Source organism: Pseudomonas sp. ADAK18, from assembly GCF_012935695.1.
GTDB lineage: Bacteria > Pseudomonadota > Gammaproteobacteria > Pseudomonadales > Pseudomonadaceae > Aquipseudomonas.
Genome location: NZ_CP052859.1, coordinates 3,338,088 through 3,353,256, shown reverse-complemented (window position 1 = coordinate 3,353,256; position 15,169 = coordinate 3,338,088). Strand labels below are relative to the sequence as shown.

25 protein-coding genes are annotated in these 15,169 nt (G+C 57.4%); 12 read left to right on the top strand and 13 right to left on the bottom strand.

Annotated features, from left to right (window positions below):
• Positions 1-58 precede the first annotated feature (58 nt).
• The 10 genes from HKK55_RS14970 to HKK55_RS14925 form a co-directional block, all read right to left on the bottom strand.
• Complete coding sequence (locus tag HKK55_RS14970) at positions 59-412, bottom strand: hypothetical protein (protein ID WP_169355399.1); 354 nt, start codon at positions 410-412, stop codon at positions 59-61.
• Positions 396-758, bottom strand: coding sequence for a hypothetical protein (locus HKK55_RS14965; protein ID WP_169355398.1), 363 nt, complete (start codon positions 756-758; stop codon positions 396-398). The genes HKK55_RS14970 and HKK55_RS14965 overlap by 17 nt, the downstream gene beginning before the upstream one ends.
• The gene (locus tag HKK55_RS14960) at positions 755-2,365 is read right to left on the bottom strand and encodes a YqaJ viral recombinase family protein (RefSeq protein ID WP_169355397.1); all 1,611 of its coding nucleotides are present in this window, start codon (positions 2,363-2,365) and stop codon (positions 755-757) included. Before HKK55_RS14960 ends, HKK55_RS14965 begins: the two co-directional genes overlap by 4 nt.
• A complete protein-coding gene (gene bet, locus HKK55_RS14955) occupies positions 2,362-3,165 on the bottom strand; it encodes a phage recombination protein Bet (protein WP_169357873.1) in 804 nt (267 codons plus the stop codon). Before bet ends, HKK55_RS14960 begins: the two co-directional genes overlap by 4 nt.
• 168 nt (positions 3,166-3,333) lie before the next feature.
• Entirely contained in the window at positions 3,334-3,528 is a 195-nt protein-coding gene (locus tag HKK55_RS14950) for a hypothetical protein (protein ID WP_169355396.1), read from the bottom strand.
• Positions 3,525-3,716 carry a hypothetical protein gene (locus HKK55_RS14945; protein WP_169355395.1) on the bottom strand — a complete coding sequence of 64 codons (192 nt, stop codon included), beginning with the start codon at positions 3,714-3,716 and terminating at the stop codon, positions 3,525-3,527. The genes HKK55_RS14950 and HKK55_RS14945 overlap by 4 nt, the downstream gene beginning before the upstream one ends.
• The gene (locus HKK55_RS14940; RefSeq protein WP_169355394.1) at positions 3,713-4,150 is read right to left on the bottom strand and encodes a hypothetical protein; all 438 of its coding nucleotides are present in this window, start codon (positions 4,148-4,150) and stop codon (positions 3,713-3,715) included. Before HKK55_RS14940 ends, HKK55_RS14945 begins: the two co-directional genes overlap by 4 nt.
• A complete protein-coding gene (locus HKK55_RS14935) occupies positions 4,147-4,323 on the bottom strand; it encodes a hypothetical protein (protein ID WP_169355393.1) in 177 nt (58 codons plus the stop codon). Before HKK55_RS14935 ends, HKK55_RS14940 begins: the two co-directional genes overlap by 4 nt.
• A 21-nt stretch (positions 4,324-4,344) precedes the next feature.
• Entirely contained in the window at positions 4,345-4,578 is a 234-nt protein-coding gene (locus HKK55_RS14930) for a hypothetical protein (protein ID WP_202020908.1), read from the bottom strand.
• Between the two features lie 398 nt (positions 4,579-4,976).
• Entirely contained in the window at positions 4,977-5,249 is a 273-nt protein-coding gene (locus tag HKK55_RS14925) for a hypothetical protein (RefSeq protein WP_169355392.1), read from the bottom strand.
• A gap of 567 nt (positions 5,250-5,816) precedes the next feature.
• Between HKK55_RS14925 and HKK55_RS14920 the strand changes: the two genes are divergently transcribed.
• Positions 5,817-6,080 (top strand): DUF1654 domain-containing protein, encoded by a 264-nt coding sequence (locus tag HKK55_RS14920; protein ID WP_178128847.1) that lies wholly within the window; start codon positions 5,817-5,819, stop codon positions 6,078-6,080.
• A 285-nt stretch (positions 6,081-6,365) separates the two neighbouring features.
• A complete protein-coding gene (locus HKK55_RS14915; protein ID WP_336604597.1) occupies positions 6,366-6,689 on the top strand; it encodes a DUF1652 domain-containing protein in 324 nt (107 codons plus the stop codon).
• Between the two features lie 56 nt (positions 6,690-6,745).
• Here the strand turns inward: HKK55_RS14915 and HKK55_RS14910 are convergent, their stop codons facing one another.
• The 3 genes from HKK55_RS14910 to HKK55_RS14900 all read right to left on the bottom strand — a co-directional run bounded on the left by HKK55_RS14910 (position 6,746) and on the right by HKK55_RS14900 (position 8,839).
• Complete coding sequence (locus HKK55_RS14910; RefSeq protein WP_169355389.1) at positions 6,746-7,057, bottom strand: hypothetical protein; 312 nt, start codon at positions 7,055-7,057, stop codon at positions 6,746-6,748.
• A gap of 717 nt (positions 7,058-7,774) precedes the next feature.
• Entirely contained in the window at positions 7,775-7,999 is a 225-nt protein-coding gene (locus HKK55_RS14905; protein ID WP_169355388.1) for a hypothetical protein, read from the bottom strand.
• Between the two features lie 3 nt (positions 8,000-8,002).
• The gene (locus HKK55_RS14900) at positions 8,003-8,839 is read right to left on the bottom strand and encodes a S24 family peptidase (RefSeq protein ID WP_169357871.1); all 837 of its coding nucleotides are present in this window, start codon (positions 8,837-8,839) and stop codon (positions 8,003-8,005) included.
• A gap of 413 nt (positions 8,840-9,252) precedes the next feature.
• On the opposite strand from HKK55_RS14900, the gene HKK55_RS14895 reads away from it, so the two are divergent.
• From HKK55_RS14895 to HKK55_RS14850, 10 genes are all read left to right on the top strand, one after another.
• Entirely contained in the window at positions 9,253-9,720 is a 468-nt protein-coding gene (locus tag HKK55_RS14895; protein WP_169355387.1) for a YmfL family putative regulatory protein, read from the top strand.
• 61 nt (positions 9,721-9,781) lie between these two features.
• On the top strand, positions 9,782-10,582 hold the full coding sequence (locus HKK55_RS14890; protein WP_169355386.1) for a phage antirepressor protein: 801 nt from the start codon (positions 9,782-9,784) through the stop codon (positions 10,580-10,582).
• A complete protein-coding gene (locus tag HKK55_RS14885; protein WP_169355385.1) occupies positions 10,579-11,490 on the top strand; it encodes a helix-turn-helix domain-containing protein in 912 nt (303 codons plus the stop codon). Before HKK55_RS14890 ends, HKK55_RS14885 begins: the two co-directional genes overlap by 4 nt.
• Complete coding sequence (locus HKK55_RS14880; RefSeq protein ID WP_169355384.1) at positions 11,477-12,271, top strand: hypothetical protein; 795 nt, start codon at positions 11,477-11,479, stop codon at positions 12,269-12,271. Before HKK55_RS14885 ends, HKK55_RS14880 begins: the two co-directional genes overlap by 14 nt.
• On the top strand, positions 12,271-12,948 hold the full coding sequence (locus tag HKK55_RS14875; RefSeq protein ID WP_169355383.1) for a hypothetical protein: 678 nt from the start codon (positions 12,271-12,273) through the stop codon (positions 12,946-12,948). Before HKK55_RS14880 ends, HKK55_RS14875 begins: the two co-directional genes overlap by 1 nt.
• On the top strand, positions 12,945-13,172 hold the full coding sequence (locus tag HKK55_RS14870; protein ID WP_169355382.1) for a hypothetical protein: 228 nt from the start codon (positions 12,945-12,947) through the stop codon (positions 13,170-13,172). Before HKK55_RS14875 ends, HKK55_RS14870 begins: the two co-directional genes overlap by 4 nt.
• The gene (locus HKK55_RS14865; protein WP_169355381.1) at positions 13,169-13,585 is read left to right on the top strand and encodes a recombination protein NinB; all 417 of its coding nucleotides are present in this window, start codon (positions 13,169-13,171) and stop codon (positions 13,583-13,585) included. The genes HKK55_RS14870 and HKK55_RS14865 overlap by 4 nt, the downstream gene beginning before the upstream one ends.
• A 2-nt stretch (positions 13,586-13,587) precedes the next feature.
• A complete protein-coding gene (locus HKK55_RS14860; RefSeq protein WP_169355380.1) occupies positions 13,588-14,265 on the top strand; it encodes a hypothetical protein in 678 nt (225 codons plus the stop codon).
• Positions 14,262-14,903 (top strand): recombination protein NinG, encoded by a 642-nt coding sequence (locus HKK55_RS14855; RefSeq protein WP_169355379.1) that lies wholly within the window; start codon positions 14,262-14,264, stop codon positions 14,901-14,903. The genes HKK55_RS14860 and HKK55_RS14855 overlap by 4 nt, the downstream gene beginning before the upstream one ends.
• Positions 14,900-15,166, top strand: coding sequence for a hypothetical protein (locus HKK55_RS14850; protein WP_169355378.1), 267 nt, complete (start codon positions 14,900-14,902; stop codon positions 15,164-15,166). Before HKK55_RS14855 ends, HKK55_RS14850 begins: the two co-directional genes overlap by 4 nt.
• The last annotated feature ends 3 nt before the right edge of the window (positions 15,167-15,169 follow it).

Here is a 15,169-nt window from a genome sequence, read left to right as displayed (position 1 = left end):
GCCGGCAGTGCGATCCAGGTTTGTCGTTTTCGTTGCTGGGGTCTTGATACACGACGCATCAGCCAGCCTTCGGGAAGTCGAGCGAGTGCTTAGCGATCAGGCGCCGACAAAGCGTCTCGCTGATTCCGACGTGCTTGCTGGCCTTGTACCGGCTCATGCCGGCTTTCTTGCACTCCATGAGTTGGGCGCAGATCACCACTTCGTCATCGGGTGTAATGATCCGGCCGCGCTTCGTTTTCGGAGTTATCCGGGCGTAGCCGTATGGCTGCTTCGGCTCGTGCGATATCCCTGGGGTGTCCTTTCCGACACCTGGACGGATGAACTTGGCCGTTCCGCCAGAAGCGAAGAAGGCAGCCTTAGCCGCCTCCAGATTCGCCTGTTCCTGATTGTGTACTTCAAGTGTCGGATGCATTCCGGGCACCTCTTGAGCGATTGTCGATGTTGATGTGATTGATCTCGGCGATCTCGCGCAGTGCCGCCCGAGTAATGCCCAAGGCAGCGCAGATCTCTGCCTGATGGGTGCGTGACTCGGCCAGCGCTTTGACCTGAGAGACCAATGAGGCCCTGGCCCGCCGCCGTGATTCCATCGTCTTGGCGGTGCACGTCGCGAACTCGATACCGTGCTCTGCTGCGATCCGGTTAAGTGCGCGAGTGGACCTGCCGAGTGCCTTGGACGCGGCGAGGATGCCCGCGTCCAGGTACTTGGGTAGGGCGGCTGCTACCTCCGGCTCAGCAGCCTTGAGGGCGTCCCATCTCATGCAGCCGCCTTTGCCAGTGTCACCCCGGCCATGCTGAAGGCTGAACCCTGCGCCAAGACCATTGCGTCGAGCGCCTCCCAGTTGACCAGCAGCAGCGTGATCGGCGCTTGACCATAAGCCACCGCTTTCACCAGGGCGTCGAAGTCCGTCACGTTGGCCTGGAGCGATACCTGCTCGACCATATGGCTCGTTACTGGCTTTGTGGCTTGGGCGACGGGTGTGGCGCGCACTGGCTCTGGTGTCGCCACCTTCTCCACGACCGGCTCTGGCTTGATGGCCGCCAGGCGCTGGGCTTCCTGTTCTTCAGCAATGCGCTTCGCGTCGGCCTTTTCCTGCTCAGCCTTCTGGTGTTCGGAGATTCGGAATTTGATCAGCGTCACCAGGTCATCATTGGCTTTGGTCACCAACTGCTGCACATCGCTGAACAGGAAGGCGTAATCAACGGCGAGCTCCGCCAGACTGGTCAGATTCAAGCGGATGCCGTCGGCGGCCTGACTTGCATCGATCTTCGCCCGGGCCAGCTCGGTATCTACTGCGTCCTGAAGGCTGGCGATGGTGCGCTTGTTCTTCATGGCGCCTGCGAAGTCCGAAACGACATGGGGCAGCGTGACTTTGCCAAGGGTCTTGTTGATTGCGGCGATATGATCCGCCAAGGCGAGCTCGGCCTTTTGCTTGATTGTGGTCTTCACCAGAAGCTCTTGAGCTTTCACCAGCTTGTCGACTTTCAGGCGAGTCTCGCGGGCATGGGCGCTGATGCGATCCAGCGACGAAAAGAGTTCGTCGATGCTTTGGGTCTGCGACAGGGCCTGCTTCTTGGCGACGGCGACAGCCTCTTCAACATCACCGCACCACTTGACCGCTTTCTTGGCGTCGGCGAAGTCCTGGTCGGTGGAGAGCGTGGTTTTCACCGAGTCGATGACGGCCAGGGCCGAATCTTCAAACACCTTCAGGTTGCTGGCGGTGACCATGCCGGTCAGTTCGATGCGCAGCGCCGGCAGCTCATCAGGTGCCTTGCCGACGACGATTGAAGGAGCGTCAGCCATCTCGAAGTTGGCCAGGTCTGCCTCGAACTGTTTCCAGCCCTCGATCAACTGGGCAGCGCGCCCGGCCACCGGCCGGTATTCCATGTGCACGAAGTTTTCCGGCGTGCCATCCGAGCAAACAAAGATCACTCGCTCGGCACCGCTCACCAGCAGTTGCTGCTCAAGCTGCCAGTAGTAATGCGGAGCCAGGTCTCCGGCTTTCACCTGGGCCACGACCGACTCATTCCACAGTTTGTGCTCGAACAGTGTCTCGCCGAGCATCGTGGCGCCGTCCATGGAGGCCAGCAGATTGCCCTCGGTCGCAACGATCGGATACAACTCTTCGCCGATCAACGCTTCAGTCAGTGGGCGGGCCAGGGCTTCAGTGGTGTGGCCTTTGTCGAAGATAAACTGCTGAGAGGGCGTGACGTCCGGCGTGATGCCGGTCTTTTTGGCCGCCAGCAGATCGGTGCGGGTCTGGTACTTCGACGCGCCCATCATCGCTGGGGCTTCGGAGGCGGTGCGGAACTTGGCGCGAAGGGCAAGCCACTCGGCGGAGCCTTGAGCTACGTTGTGAATTTTCATGCTGCATCTCCATCGAGGGCTTTGAGGTTTTTTATGGTTTCGACCTGGTCATCGCGCAACGAGTACTTGCTGATGACGTTGGCAATGATGTGCTTGGGGCTCGTGCGGCCGGCGTCGATCAGCGGCTGCCACTTTTCGATATTTTCAGCCAGCAGTTCGTCGGGATAAGCAGTCTTGGCGTCCGTTTCCGGTGGGGGCTGCCGAGCCGGTGAGACATCTTTGACGACCTCCTCGAACGACTTTCCTTCCATCTCGTCAGCCGTAGGGGCGGACCCGACTTCAGGGAATGCTTTGCGCAAGGCCTGCGCTTCGGCGCATTTGGCAAGCTGTGCAAATGCCCGGCGCTTCCACATAGAGTTGGGAGCAGCGCTGTCCTTGCTCGCAGTCGCGTAGTTTTCGAGCCAACGCTCGTTGGCAGTGAACTCGGCAACAAGTCCGTTCGACATTTGGCGCTTGACGGTGACCCGGCACCACTCCGGATAAGTTACGTCGACACCGGCCAGCTTCGCAGTGATAGACGGCCCGTATTCGGGATCGCTGATCCCGGCGTATTGCCCAGTGCGCGCTGCCTGAATGCGGTACAGGCCAATACCAGGCATCACCACATCGACCATGCCGCGGCCCTTCTGGTAAATCGGGACGATGTGCACCGGCTTAAGCATCGGATCAAGTTGCGCTGCCTTGCAGTACGCCAGCACCATCACAACAGAGTTATGCGCGGCGCCTGGGTACAAGCTCCCGCTCAGTACCTCGACAAGCGCATCCTCGGAGATCGCCGGCATGTGCTCGGCGTGTTTAATTACTGCGGACACGGTGACTCCCTGCCGCGATGCTCGCAGCGATTGAAGGTGTTGGTTATTGAGTGATTCGATCAGCGAGGGAGCTGAGCAACATCAAGAAGGTGAAGATGGCGAGGACAGGGAAGGAGCCGCGCCAGATCAGCGCGCGCCGGGTGCGCTGGCGGGTGGTCACAGCCGAACCCTCACCGCAATTCGCCCACCCTTCATGGTCGGCGCCAGACGCTGCGGAAGGTCCCGCACAAGATCTTCACGCTTGCGACCGATCAGTTCGTTGAAGGGAAGGCCGAAGCCGAGGATGGCGATGCGGCGCTCGATATCGTCGAGCTGCTCATCAGCCAGCGATTTCACGATTGGCGTGGTCATGCCGCCTCCTTGCGCTGCCTGGTGACTTTCAGGAGGCGCTGGCAGTAGTGGTTGAATTCTTCGACGGTGATTGCGTCGCCGGTGAGCATGTTCGTGATCATTCGTTGCACGACCACCTGAGCGCCCGGCTCGCTGGCAGGGTGCTCAAGGCATTCAAGTGCCTCATCGATCAGGATGTGCGGGCTCATAGTTCGGCATCCACATCGTCTTCGCGCTCTTCGCGTTCCGCCGCTACAGCGTCTTCGGCATACGGCCTCAGCAGCGCTACGGCGATCTTCTCGACCGCTTCAATAGGCCGTTGCTGGCCCAGCAAGTCCGCGGCGTGGGCCCGGGCATCGCTCTGGCTGCCGAGCATTGCCGACAGCAGGAGGCGGGCAAACGAATCACGCTGGTCAAGACCGTCGATCTGGCGCTGATTCAGGTGGCCTTGCAGGACAGTGCAGAACCGGTCGAATGTCACGATCTGCGGCGGGCCGTAGCGCCGCTTCCACTTGATGTCGACGCCGCACACCAGGCGCTCCGCCGAATGCTCCAGCCAGTCCGTCACCTCGTCGCTCTCGCTGACCTCTGGAGGCAACTGAGCGTCGTAGCGCTCCTGGCATATCTTCAATGCTGCGTTCATGGGCGCCTCCAGTGTTCCAGGTCCAGCCACAGGTAATCGACGTGCTGCCCTGGCCCGTGCTGGGCGTAGACGCGGTCGCGGTGTTTGAGGTTGACGTGCAGCTTTGCCTTTTTCCGCTTGGGCCAGGCACTGCCGCAGATCCTGCAAACGTGAGCTACAAGCTCTTCGGCCATGGCGACCTCCAGTGTTTGGGGTTAGGCGGAACGGGCGGCGAGCATGGCGTCGGCGGCTCTGTATGCAGCTTCAGCCACTAGTTCGGCAGCCCCATCCTCCCAAGTGCTGCCATCAGCCATTGATCCTGCAATAAGCCCGGAAACAGCCTTAGCCGCGAAGTAGTCGCGCAGGCTCATGCCTTCGCCGCGCATGTTTTCGTTGTGGTAGTTCGCTTCGGTAGCCGGGAAGGCTGATCCGCCATCATCAATAGGCATGATTCTCTCCATTCATTGGTTCACCTGTATTCGTTCAGCGCTCATGCCTCCCGCTGGTTGCCGATGGGCGCGGGGGAGGAGTGCTGACGGGTAGAGGCGGGGAAGGGTTGCCGGTTACGTCTCCGGCACCAGCCTTTGCTGGTCGTGGCCCAGGGTTTTGAGTCCCTCTGCTACTGGGCCCTACGGGACTTGATGCAGGTGGGCGGTTATAGGCCGCGATTTCGTCCGCATCGGGTAAGCCTCTGATCGCTTTCTCTTGTCGCCCGGTTGCGGCTTCCGGCTGCCACACCGGTTATGTTTGCTCGGGCATACAGAGGACATTGCGCAGAGGCTTACCCGATGCGCTCTCATAGAGAGGATCGGGCAGTTAACGTCAGTGCTGACGTGGCGCTGGTTGTTCAGTCTTCCTCTTCCGCTTCGATCATCTTTTCGATGTCGGCGGCGGCCGGCTTCTGCCAGTTCTTGATCTGGCCTGTCTCCAGGTCGATGTTCAGGATCAGGTAGTCGCCGTAGTGCTGTCCGGGGAAGAAGTCGGGCACGTAGCCTTCATAGCTTCCAACTTCTTCGCCCTGGGCATCTTTCAGGCTCGCGGCAAACCCGTCGCGAACCTTGATATAGAGGTGCAGCTCAGTCACGTCGACCTGCACCGTTTTCTGCTGATTGATTTGCATGCTGCTGTCTCCGGGCTGATTTCCAATGCCGCCTCATAGAAGCGGCATCAGAAATCTGTGGGTGTTTCATCTCCACCACGCGCATCGCCGGATTCATATCGCTAACCTGCGTCACACATTTCGTGTTCGGTGTTCTTCGCAGATCGGCTTGCGTGGTTTCGCGCACCTTCATATGGAAGGCACGGCCAGTTCCAGAGCTGGCATGGAGATCGAATTTGTTGCTCGCGCTATGCCCATTACTGGGGATCGATCTGCGAGGTTCCCGTGCTGTTAAAGAGCGGTGGGTCTTGTGAGGCCCTTCGCAGTCCCTGTAGCGCTGCGATGGAGTTAATTTAGCCTCAAGCTAAAATATCGTCAATAGCTCCAAGCTAAATATTTAGCGAAGGGCGAAATTATTCGTGAGTCCTTAGGCGTCGACGTTCCAACGGAGGAGCTCTATAAGCGCTTTACGCGGCGCTTAGCAGTGAGCTATGATTTTTCTTAATATGTATGGATATACAGTATTATGAGGAGGGATTAATCGTGGCGAAGACGGCGAATGAAGCAGTACGGCAAGAGGTAAGTGGCATGGAGCGCCTTGCGCTGCGAGTCTCATCGATGATCAATCACCCCGTGGCGCAGGCGCAGCGCTGGGTCACGATCCATCGCCTGGATACGGATGGAGATCGGGAGTGGGAAGAGGTGCTGGGCGTGATCGCTGATACAGATGAGCTCGAGCTGACGCTCAATGACGACGGTAGCGTGACGGTTAGGTGGGAGCAGCAGGAGCTAGAGAAGGCGGGAAGGGGAGAGGTTGAATTTGAACCGGAAGAAGAGGTGGCTCCTTTCTGACGGGCGAAAAAAAAGCCCGCGCTAGGCGGGCTCTCTGTAACACCTGGGGTGCTGATCCCTCAGCGAAGCCAGTGTGCAATTATGCGGATTGCCAGCTCAATGGTGGCACGACGAAGGGCAGAAACAAGAAGCCCGCGCAGAGCGACTATTGGGGCTCTACGATTGCGTCACGGGGACGAGGTGGAAGCAAGCAATACCGAAACGGTCTAACGGGGTATCGCTCAAGGCGTAGAGTGGAAATACCGCCATCCCGCCAAGTGGCTCGGGGTGCGATGTCCAGGCGTTATGTTCCTGGGCTCATTGCCTATACCAAGCAAGAGCCCCTTGGCTGACTCCTGCTCGAATGGAGTTTTTATGTTATCCACGCTCGAGTTGCGTCACATTATCGAAGCAGCATTCCTTCCCCTTTCCTGCGAGTGTCGGGTTGATCCTGGCGGATCGCTGCAGGCTCAGATTTTTGAACCAATCTCCGGAAAAGTGGAGTTATTGGTGACGGGTATCTCTACTGCCAAGCTCAATGGCAATCGAGAGATAAGCAGGCTCATAGCTGAGATTCGATACGACCTCAAGGCTACTCATGTGCTAAATCCAATGCGCAGGACCGGGTAGGGAAGGGCAGAAACAAGAAGCCCGGCGCTGGGCCGGGCTTAGTTACGAGGCTACTGCTAGTGGATGAACTTAGCAGCAGTGAAGGCTAGCCCTGCCAGCACCCCGGCAAGACCTATAAATTTCCAAGTTTGCTCATTGATCGTTTTTTGGACGTCAGTGATCGATTTTTGAAAGCTGACAGCCAGGTCCTGAACGTCCTTGCCGCTAGCCCTTACATAGCCCGTAAGGTCATCCTTCGAGGCCAGTAAGGCAAGGTCTGCCTTGGTTGCCATGTTGGATTCAATGGCATCGAGGCGAAACTCCACGCGCACGAGCTTCTCCCGAATATCTTGGGATGCTTTTTCAAGTGCGACTACGCGGGCTTCCATCGGGTCATCTCCAGGTGGCTCTCCATCCTTAGTATTGCGGTCTTTCCTGGGCTTGTCACTCTCGACACTTGTTGAGGACCAGCTTGGGTGTCCATCAACTAGAGACATTTTTTTTATACTCATGGTTAATGAAGTGCCGGATCCTGCCCCAGGAGAATGTTCTAGTGTTTCCGCAATTGTTGCAGAGTAAGCATAGAACAGCCATTCCCTTATCAATGTTTCCGACGTTCAAGAATTGAAGAAGCGTGCCCTGATCAAATGTCCACTCATTAACCCCGCAAGCTTCACACTTTCGATTGCCAATGTGGTCGAGGAATGCAGCAATCGACTCCCGTGGAGTGTCCTTTGCCTCTGTGGCAACATCGTTGGCAGAAAAGACTTCAGCATCAGCCATAATTAATCCCTAAATATTCAAATTTCTGAGCCAGAAAGTGCTCGACCGCCACAAAATCGCGCCTATCCAGCCTTCCCCCGCACAATCCTTCCCGCCTTCACCTCATCCGCGCGCCTCATAGAAGTGACTCAGCATCATCAACTCAAACACCGCGACCAGAACGCAGAGCGCTATAAACCCAGGACTGAATACTCGCTTGCGATCGACTGACCCGCCCAGCCAGCCCCCGCCCGTAAAGACGTCAACCACTGCCATGAGCGCCAGCAGAGCATAGGTCCATACCCTGCTCCAGAAGCTCTGATTTCGCCATTGAGTCATCCGTGCTATTCCGCAGCTCGCTTTATTCGGCCGGCCTTCACCTCATCCGCACAAACCACCAACCTGTCAGCCTCCTCATAGAGCGTACCCACCAGCCCCATCAAAGCTATGGCATCAGCATCACTGAGCTTTTCCGCGAGCTTGACCAGGTCGATACAGGACTGCTCAAGGTTGAAGGCGATATCTTTGAGATCGCGACGTAATTGCTGGTTGGGTTTGGTGAGAGACATGGGCTACACCGGTTGTCCGTTCCACACGTAAAGCACCCGAGCCAGGATGTGGGTGTCTTCCACTCGGATGTCCTCTGGGTCGTGATGCTTGTTGTCCGAGATCATCTTGAAGCGATCCTTGCCTTTCTTCTGCAAGCGCTTCACGTACAGCATTTCGTCATGGGAGAAGAGGTAGATACCGTCGCCCGTGAACTCCCGGATCGTAATATCTACGAGCAGCGGGTCGCGGTCTTTGATCGTCGGGGCCATCGACTGACCCCAGCCGGTGATCATTTTGAGGTGGAAGTGCTCTTTGAAGGTGACGCCCAGGTCACGTAGGTGCTTGGGGCTGACCCTAATGTCCTGGAGCATTTCCGGGTATTCGTGGGGGATCTGGCCGCCGCCCATCGCTGCGCGCACATCGTAGTGCGCGATCCACACCTCATCGCCAACTTGGCCGGGGCGAGAGAAGTCGACGGTTATGACGTTGCTCGTCTCATCAGCAGCCGCAATGATCCGGTCACGAGCGGTGCTCGTTAACCCTTTGACCTTTGAAAGCATCTGCTTTATCTGGTCCGCTGCGGTCTGTACGGATGCCTCGCCAAAGTGAGCGCCCGACGTCGGCTCGTCGCTTGGGTCCATCGACTCACCTTGCGATATAGAGTCAAACCAACCTCTAGGCAGCCCCTCGATCGACTCGATTCTCCGCGCTACGTCATCTCCCAAATTCTTCGCAGTCTTGTCCGACAAAATCTGACTCAGGTGTGCAGGCGCCATTCCCCAGCGTTCGGCGCACGCGCCTTTTCTCTGGCTGCCTATGAGGCTGATCAGTTGCTGTTTACGAATCGCATAAATATCCATGCGGGCAAGAATGCCAGCGTTTAGCTCAATGCTAAATGTGCTCAAAGCTAAATATTCCTTGCTACGATATTAGCCATAAGCTAAATTTCTCCCATGTTTAAGGAGAGATCCCATGAATGACCATCTGCGTGACTGGCTCGCCAGCGCTTCAAACGAACGGCGCCAGTCAGTGGCTGCCGCTGCTAAGACGACGGTAGGGCACCTATGGCAGCTGGCAGGCGGGCACCGAAAGGCTTCAGCTGACCTGGCAGACCGTCTTCAGGACGCATCAGGTGGGGAGATCACCATCGCAGGTTTGCGCCCTGACCTTCTCGACCTAGCACACAAAGTTCTACGCGGCGCCGCCTGACATTCCTACCCGCCGATCCATTGAAGCCATTTTGAACGCAACCGACCCAAGGAAAAACTAGGACATGAAAACGCCCGTACTAGAGACCCGTCGCCAAGTAATGGCAGCCGTGTCCAACGCTTTCCCTGGTGGGATGGATTGCGCAGCTGCTCGCCTTGGCATCAAGGACAAGCGTCTGGAAAACCAGATCTACGAAACCGCCGGGTGCAAGCCCTTGAGCGATGCCGAGATATTCGTGCTGGAAAGCGAAACGAAGACTGAGCATCTGCCGGACTACATCTGCGCCATGTACGGCGGTGTGTTCGTGAAGATCCCGGAAGCAGGGGAGTTGGACAACGTCGATCTGTACCAGCGTTCGCTGGCTGCATCGGCACAGCGTGGCGAACTCGACCGGATGGTGGCTTCTGCCCTGGAAGACGGCGAGATCGACGCGAACGAAGCAAAGAAGATCCGCGCCCTGCACGCCAAGTACATGTCGGCGAGCCTTGAGGCTATCGGTGCGGTAATTGAGTTGCACAAAGCCCGCGCATAAATCGCAGGCACAAAAAAGCCAGGTTCGTGGCCTGGCTCATTGCTACTTCAGCGAGGCAATAATGAATACACAAACGAATCTCGTCAATACCTCCGACAATCTCGCGCCACGTTTTTCGCAATCGCAAAACGTGGCGCGGGAAAAGATGAGCAGCTTTGATCTGCTTGAGCTGGTCAACTCGGCACGCCTTGAGTTCGGCGAAAGTGAAGTTCGCCGCAATGATTTCACTGCTCGGTGCCGTGATGAGCTTGAAGGCGAATACTACGAAACTTTCGTAGTAAGGAATCAGCGTGGTCCGGCGTCCGAAGGCCTGATGCTCACCAAGGATCAGTGCCTGCTGGTCTCTATGCGAGAGTCGAAAGCGGTTCGCCGCAATGTCGTCGCCAAGATCAATGCGCTGGAGACGCCTGAGCTCTCCACCATTCAAATCCTGCAGATCGCAATGGAATCTGAAAAGGCCCGTTTGATGCTTACCGCCCAGGTCGAGCAGCAGGCCACCAAGATCCATTCCTTGGAAAACCTGTTCAAGGAAGGCATGACTCATACCCAATTCTGCAAGGGCCTCAATGGGGTCAACGTCATGCAGGTGGGCAAGTACCTCGAAGCCCGAAGCTGGCTCTACAACGAGAGCAAGTCCGGCCTACGTCACCGTGTTGGTTCCTATGCCCGCGACAAGTACATGACCGAGCATCAGCACGAAGTCACCCCTCACGGCAAAGACCCTTTCATCTCCTACACGCCTGCTCTTCTGAAGAAGGGCGCTGCACGCCTGTACGACCTGTACCTGGCCAATGAGCTGCCTATGAAGAAGACCTGGGACGGCTTGTTTACCCACGACAAGGCTCTGCGAGGTGCCGCGTGAGCATGGGCCTTATGGTCGCCGCGATGAAGCTTCGCGTCGGCAATCCGTTGCGCAAGCTTGTACTGATCAAGCTGGCAGACAACGCCAGCGATATTGGGGAGTGCTGGCCCTCGTACCAGCACGTCGCCGATCAGTGCGAGATCAGCAAGCGTTCTGTCATGAACCACATCACCGCCTTGTGTGAGGCTGGACTGTTGCGCAAGGAAATTCGAAAGGGCGGCCCAAAGGGTAACTCGTCCAACGTCTACTTTTTGACTCTTGAAGGTGGTGCACCTCCTGCACCAGGGGTAGTGAAAGAGATTCACCCGGGTAGTGCAGCAGGTTCACCCCCTAGTGAATCTCCTGCACCAGGGGGTAGTGCAGCAGTTGCACCCAGAATCAGTAACTCTCTTGAACCAGTCATGGAACCAGTCATGGAACCAATTACGCCCCAGGCTGACGCCAAGGTCGTGGCGGGTCAGGTCGTGCCATTCACCCTCCAGCAGCCACGGGTCGAGATACCTGCCGATATGCCAGGCCCCAAGGACCATGCCTGCAAAACCTTCAAGGTCTGGGCGAACTATGCCATGGCCTACCGCAAGCGCTACAGCACCTGGCCAGTATGGAACGCAAAGGTTGGCAAGCAGATGGCCCTGCTTGTGGACCGCCTCGGCGCTGATGTCGCCCACCATGTTGCCGTCCACTTCCTGAAAAACAACGACGCCGGAGTTGTCCGCAAGTGCCACAGCCTCAACGAGCTGCTGGTCAACGCCGAGAGCTACCACACCCAGTGGGTCACAAATCGCCAGATGAATTCGACCACTGCTCGTCAGATGGAACGCACTGAAGCCAACTTGTCGGCAGCGGAGCAGGCCGCCCAGATGGTTTTGGATCGTCGTCAGTCGGGAGAGCGCAATGAGTACCTCTGAAATGAATGACGCCCAAGTCGCAGGCCTTGCAGCTGCAATCTGCGCAACAGCTGAAGCGATGGGCCAGGAGATGAGCCCAGGTACTGCTGTGCTGATGGCGGAAGATTTGTCTGTGTATCCGACAGCCATCGTCCGCAGCGCACTGAAGGCCTGCCGGAACGAGGTCAAAGGGCGACTTGCAATGGCTGACATCCTGTCTCGTGTTCAGCTCAAGGACGGTCGCCCGGGAAAGGATGAGGCATGGTCGATCGCGCTGCTCGCTGGGGACGAAATCGAGACCGTGGTGATGACCGCTGAAATCCAACAGGCGATGACCGCCGCGACACCGATCCTGCGCCTGGGCGATAAAGTCGGTGCGCGTATGGCTTTCATGGGGGCCTATGAGCGCCTGGTATCCGCTGCTCGGGCCGAAGCGGTACCGATCACCTGGAGTGTCTCGCTCGGGTTTGATCCTGCGCGGCGCGTGACGGCCATCGAGTCGGCAGTACGTATGCAGCTAATCACCCATGAAGCGGGCAGCCAATACCTGTCTGATCTGCGTATCGCGCCAATCACCGCCGACGGCCAAGCAATCGCTGGATTGATCACTGGCTCAACTGTAGTGCCATCGCCACACCTCCGGGAAAAGCTCGCTGAGGTTCGTCAGATTGTCACAGCAGCCAAGGCTCGGCAGGAGCGCGAGCGACTCAAGAAGGCCCAGGCTGACCGGGTCGATACATATCTACGCAAGCGCAAAGCCCGCGAGGCTATTGCAGCAGTACGACGCAAGGAGGCTATCTGATGAATATCGACAAGGAAAAGCTGAAGGGTTTGCTCCAGGCTGAGACGACTTCATGGAGTGCCGACTGCTCTGAATGGAAGCGCGCCACCGAGGCCCTGGACGAGTTCCTCGGTGAGAAGACCGTCGAGGAAGTGGCACTAGCGTTGCTCGAGGAGAACGAGCGGCTTACCGAAAACGCATCAAGCCGGGCTATCCGATCGCTACGTGGCGACTGCGCGGACCTGCTCGCCGAGCGTGACCAGCTCAAGGCCGAGAGCGAGTCTCTGCGCCAGAGCTTGGCCGACCATAAGGCATGCATTGCTAGTGATAACGAGCTGTTCCGTGAGGCGAATCTTGAGTGCAACAGGTATCACTCCGTAATCGTTGCGGTCGGTGAGCTGTTAGGCATCTCGAAGGAAGAGCAGGACGAAGAAGAGGTAACGCAAGAAGAGCTTATCGAGGCAATTAACGAGCTCTGGGGTCAAGTCCATGGCATGCAGGAGGATCTCGACGAGTACAAGTCAGAGCATGAGGTGTTGCGCAAGAATGCGGAGCGTTTTCAGTATTGGACAAAATGCTGGAGTCGTGAAGAGGAAGCAACTCTCCCGCGAGAGGTTGAAGCGCAAATGAATTCAAATCATGACTTTGAAATTGAGGATGCTTTCGACGCCGCCATAGGCAAGGGAGAGCAGTCATGAAGACCATTCACTACGTTTCTCATAGCTGTGCGCTTCAAGAGTGCGATTGCTCGCCTCACTGCCACCAATGGGGCGAAATCAAGCAAACCAGCGTTGAAGCGGATGTCACCTGCAAGAACTGCTTGCGCGTTATCGCTGCCGATCAGAAGCGCAAAGCGAAGCGAATTTCTGCACAGATGGCTTCTCACAAGGCTTGGGCAGATGAATGCAGGGGGGTCGAATGACCAGCCTCCAGATCCGCAACGAATCAGACCGCAATAAGGCCATGGGCTACATCGCCGGCCTGGACCTTGCCAAGCCCAAGAAGCTGGCCATCACCGAAGTAGACCGCAGCGGGGAGCAGAACAAGGCCCTGCACGCGGCCCTGTCCGATATCGCCGCCCAGGTCGATCACGCCGGGAAGAAGTGGGATGTCCTGATCTGGAAGCGCCTGCTGACGGCCGCCTGGCTGCGTGAGTCTGGCGATCAACCGCAGATGATCCCAGCGGTGGACGGTAACGGCTTCGACGTCATCTACGAGCGCACAAGCAAGCTCACCGTGAAGCAATGCGGCGAGTTGATCGAGTGGGTGCATGCCTTCGGCGCCGAGCACCAGGTGCGCTGGACACAAAAGGACAATTGGGGAGGTAGGTACTAGCCATGGGCAAGATCAATAAATTTAGCACTCATGGGTGCGACAACTTCCGCGATGCAGCTGGTGAGTGGGTTAAGTCTTGGACAATCCGCACGGAAGATACGCTGGAGTGCCGCTACACCCGACTTGGTAATTTGTGGAACGCGATGGTTGATCGGTGCAATCCAAAAAGCTTTGTTGGGCGAGCGCATCAGTCTTACAGCGATGTAAGCAACGCATTTGAATCGTTCCAGCAATTTGCCGACTGGGCAGTGGATCAGCCCGGCTTCGATCTAATTGAGGTTGCGGGGAAAAGGTATGCCTTGGACAAGGATTTGCTGAACCCTGGAAATCGCGCCTATTCCGCTGAGTCTTGCTGCTTCGTACCTCAGCGGCTGAATAACCTTTTCGTTCTGCCGCGAGCTTCGCGTGAGCTTCCCATCGGCGCCAGTTGGGAGGCTGATCGAAACAAGTATGCATCGTGCATCAGCATCCAGGGGCGCAAGAAACGTCTCGGCAGATATGAAACTGCTGATGCCGCGCATGCCGCTTGGCAGAAAGCGAAAGCCGCAGAAATTGAGCGTTTGATGACATGGTATCGAGAAGCCCCCGGGTTCAATGAGCGCGTATACGATTCGCTGAAGTCGCGCGCCAACAAGCTCTGCAGTGACATCGAGAGCAAAGTCAAAACGGTGGCCCTATGACCATCGAACGGAAACCGGCCAAGCCGAAGAAATGCCGCATTGCCACGTGCAGGGCCTCATTCGTACCTTCGCGGATGGGCCAAGCAGTGTGCAGCCCGGCCTGCGCCATGATAGACGCGCCCAGGCATGAGCCGAAGGCGCGTAAGGCACTGGCGGATGTAGGTCGCCGCAAGATCAAGGAGCGAAAGGAAGCCCTGAAGACCCGCACCGACCACCTCAAGGATGCCGAGAAGGCCGTGCGCGACTACCGACGCACCTACGAGCTGAGCATCGGTAGCGGCTGCATCAGCTGTGGCGAGTCGCAGGAGTCGATCTTGGCGGCGCAGGGCTGGAAGACCGGTGGGGCGTTTGATGCTGGTCATTTCCTCGGCAAGGGTGCCCGCCCAGAACTTAGGCTGGTGCCGAGCAATATCTGGCTCCAATGCAAGAGTTGTAACGCCGGCTCATCGAAGTACGCCCGCAAAGGCGAGACGGTCTCGCAGGGTTACCGCATTGGGCTTATTGCCAGGATCGGGGTTGAGGCAGTCGAAGCCATGGAGGCCGACCACCAACCACGCAAGCACACCACTGAAGAGCTGAAGGCAATCACCGCCGAATTTCGGGCAAAGACCAAGGAACTTAAGAGGGCAGCAGCATGACGCAAGTTGCGCAAATTACCGGCGGCGCAAGCAGGCCTTCGAGGGGATGGCTCAAGCCTATGTTCCCAATCGCGGGTAAGGCTCACTACTTCAACCAGGAGAAGGAGCTCGCCGCTATCACCAGCCAGGGTAGGGCGTATTTCTGGCGATCTCTGTGCGGCATTGAGGCGGTAAGCACGGACAAGATGCCAATGTTCGAGCCGGGTAACTGGGATCGCTGCAAAAAATGTGAACAAAAACTGGCGCGGGGGAAGGCAGCATGAAAC

Bases quoted from the DNA above. Each gene is read 5' to 3' on its own strand.
- HKK55_RS14970 (WP_169355399.1), bottom strand. From the start codon at position 412: ATGCATCCGACACTTGAAGTACACAATCAGGAACAGGCGAATCTGGAG.
- HKK55_RS14965 (WP_169355398.1), bottom strand. From the start codon at position 758: ATGAGATGGGACGCCCTCAAGGCTGCTGAGCCGGAGGTAGCAGCCGCC.
- HKK55_RS14960 (WP_169355397.1), bottom strand. From the start codon at position 2,365: ATGAAAATTCACAACGTAGCTCAAGGCTCCGCCGAGTGGCTTGCCCTT.
- HKK55_RS14950 (WP_169355396.1), bottom strand. From the start codon at position 3,528: ATGACCACGCCAATCGTGAAATCGCTGGCTGATGAGCAGCTCGACGAT.
- HKK55_RS14945 (WP_169355395.1), bottom strand. From the start codon at position 3,716: ATGAGCCCGCACATCCTGATCGATGAGGCACTTGAATGCCTTGAGCAC.
- HKK55_RS14940 (WP_169355394.1), bottom strand. From the start codon at position 4,150: ATGAACGCAGCATTGAAGATATGCCAGGAGCGCTACGACGCTCAGTTG.
- HKK55_RS14935 (WP_169355393.1), bottom strand. From the start codon at position 4,323: ATGGCCGAAGAGCTTGTAGCTCACGTTTGCAGGATCTGCGGCAGTGCC.
- HKK55_RS14930 (WP_202020908.1), bottom strand. From the start codon at position 4,578: ATGCCTATTGATGATGGCGGATCAGCCTTCCCGGCTACCGAAGCGAAC.
- HKK55_RS14925 (WP_169355392.1), bottom strand. From the start codon at position 5,249: ATGCAAATCAATCAGCAGAAAACGGTGCAGGTCGACGTGACTGAGCTG.
- HKK55_RS14920 (WP_178128847.1), top strand. From the start codon at position 5,817: ATGGAGCGCCTTGCGCTGCGAGTCTCATCGATGATCAATCACCCCGTG.
- HKK55_RS14915 (WP_336604597.1), top strand. From the start codon at position 6,366: ATGTTCCTGGGCTCATTGCCTATACCAAGCAAGAGCCCCTTGGCTGAC.
- HKK55_RS14910 (WP_169355389.1), bottom strand. From the start codon at position 7,057: ATGGAAGCCCGCGTAGTCGCACTTGAAAAAGCATCCCAAGATATTCGG.
- HKK55_RS14905 (WP_169355388.1), bottom strand. From the start codon at position 7,999: ATGTCTCTCACCAAACCCAACCAGCAATTACGTCGCGATCTCAAAGAT.
- HKK55_RS14900 (WP_169357871.1), bottom strand. From the start codon at position 8,839: ATGGATATTTATGCGATTCGTAAACAGCAACTGATCAGCCTCATAGGC.
- HKK55_RS14895 (WP_169355387.1), top strand. From the start codon at position 9,253: ATGAAAACGCCCGTACTAGAGACCCGTCGCCAAGTAATGGCAGCCGTG.
- HKK55_RS14890 (WP_169355386.1), top strand. From the start codon at position 9,782: ATGAATACACAAACGAATCTCGTCAATACCTCCGACAATCTCGCGCCA.
- HKK55_RS14880 (WP_169355384.1), top strand. From the start codon at position 11,477: ATGAGTACCTCTGAAATGAATGACGCCCAAGTCGCAGGCCTTGCAGCT.
- HKK55_RS14875 (WP_169355383.1), top strand. From the start codon at position 12,271: ATGAATATCGACAAGGAAAAGCTGAAGGGTTTGCTCCAGGCTGAGACG.
- HKK55_RS14870 (WP_169355382.1), top strand. From the start codon at position 12,945: ATGAAGACCATTCACTACGTTTCTCATAGCTGTGCGCTTCAAGAGTGC.
- HKK55_RS14865 (WP_169355381.1), top strand. From the start codon at position 13,169: ATGACCAGCCTCCAGATCCGCAACGAATCAGACCGCAATAAGGCCATG.
- HKK55_RS14860 (WP_169355380.1), top strand. From the start codon at position 13,588: ATGGGCAAGATCAATAAATTTAGCACTCATGGGTGCGACAACTTCCGC.
- HKK55_RS14855 (WP_169355379.1), top strand. From the start codon at position 14,262: ATGACCATCGAACGGAAACCGGCCAAGCCGAAGAAATGCCGCATTGCC.
- HKK55_RS14850 (WP_169355378.1), top strand. From the start codon at position 14,900: ATGACGCAAGTTGCGCAAATTACCGGCGGCGCAAGCAGGCCTTCGAGG.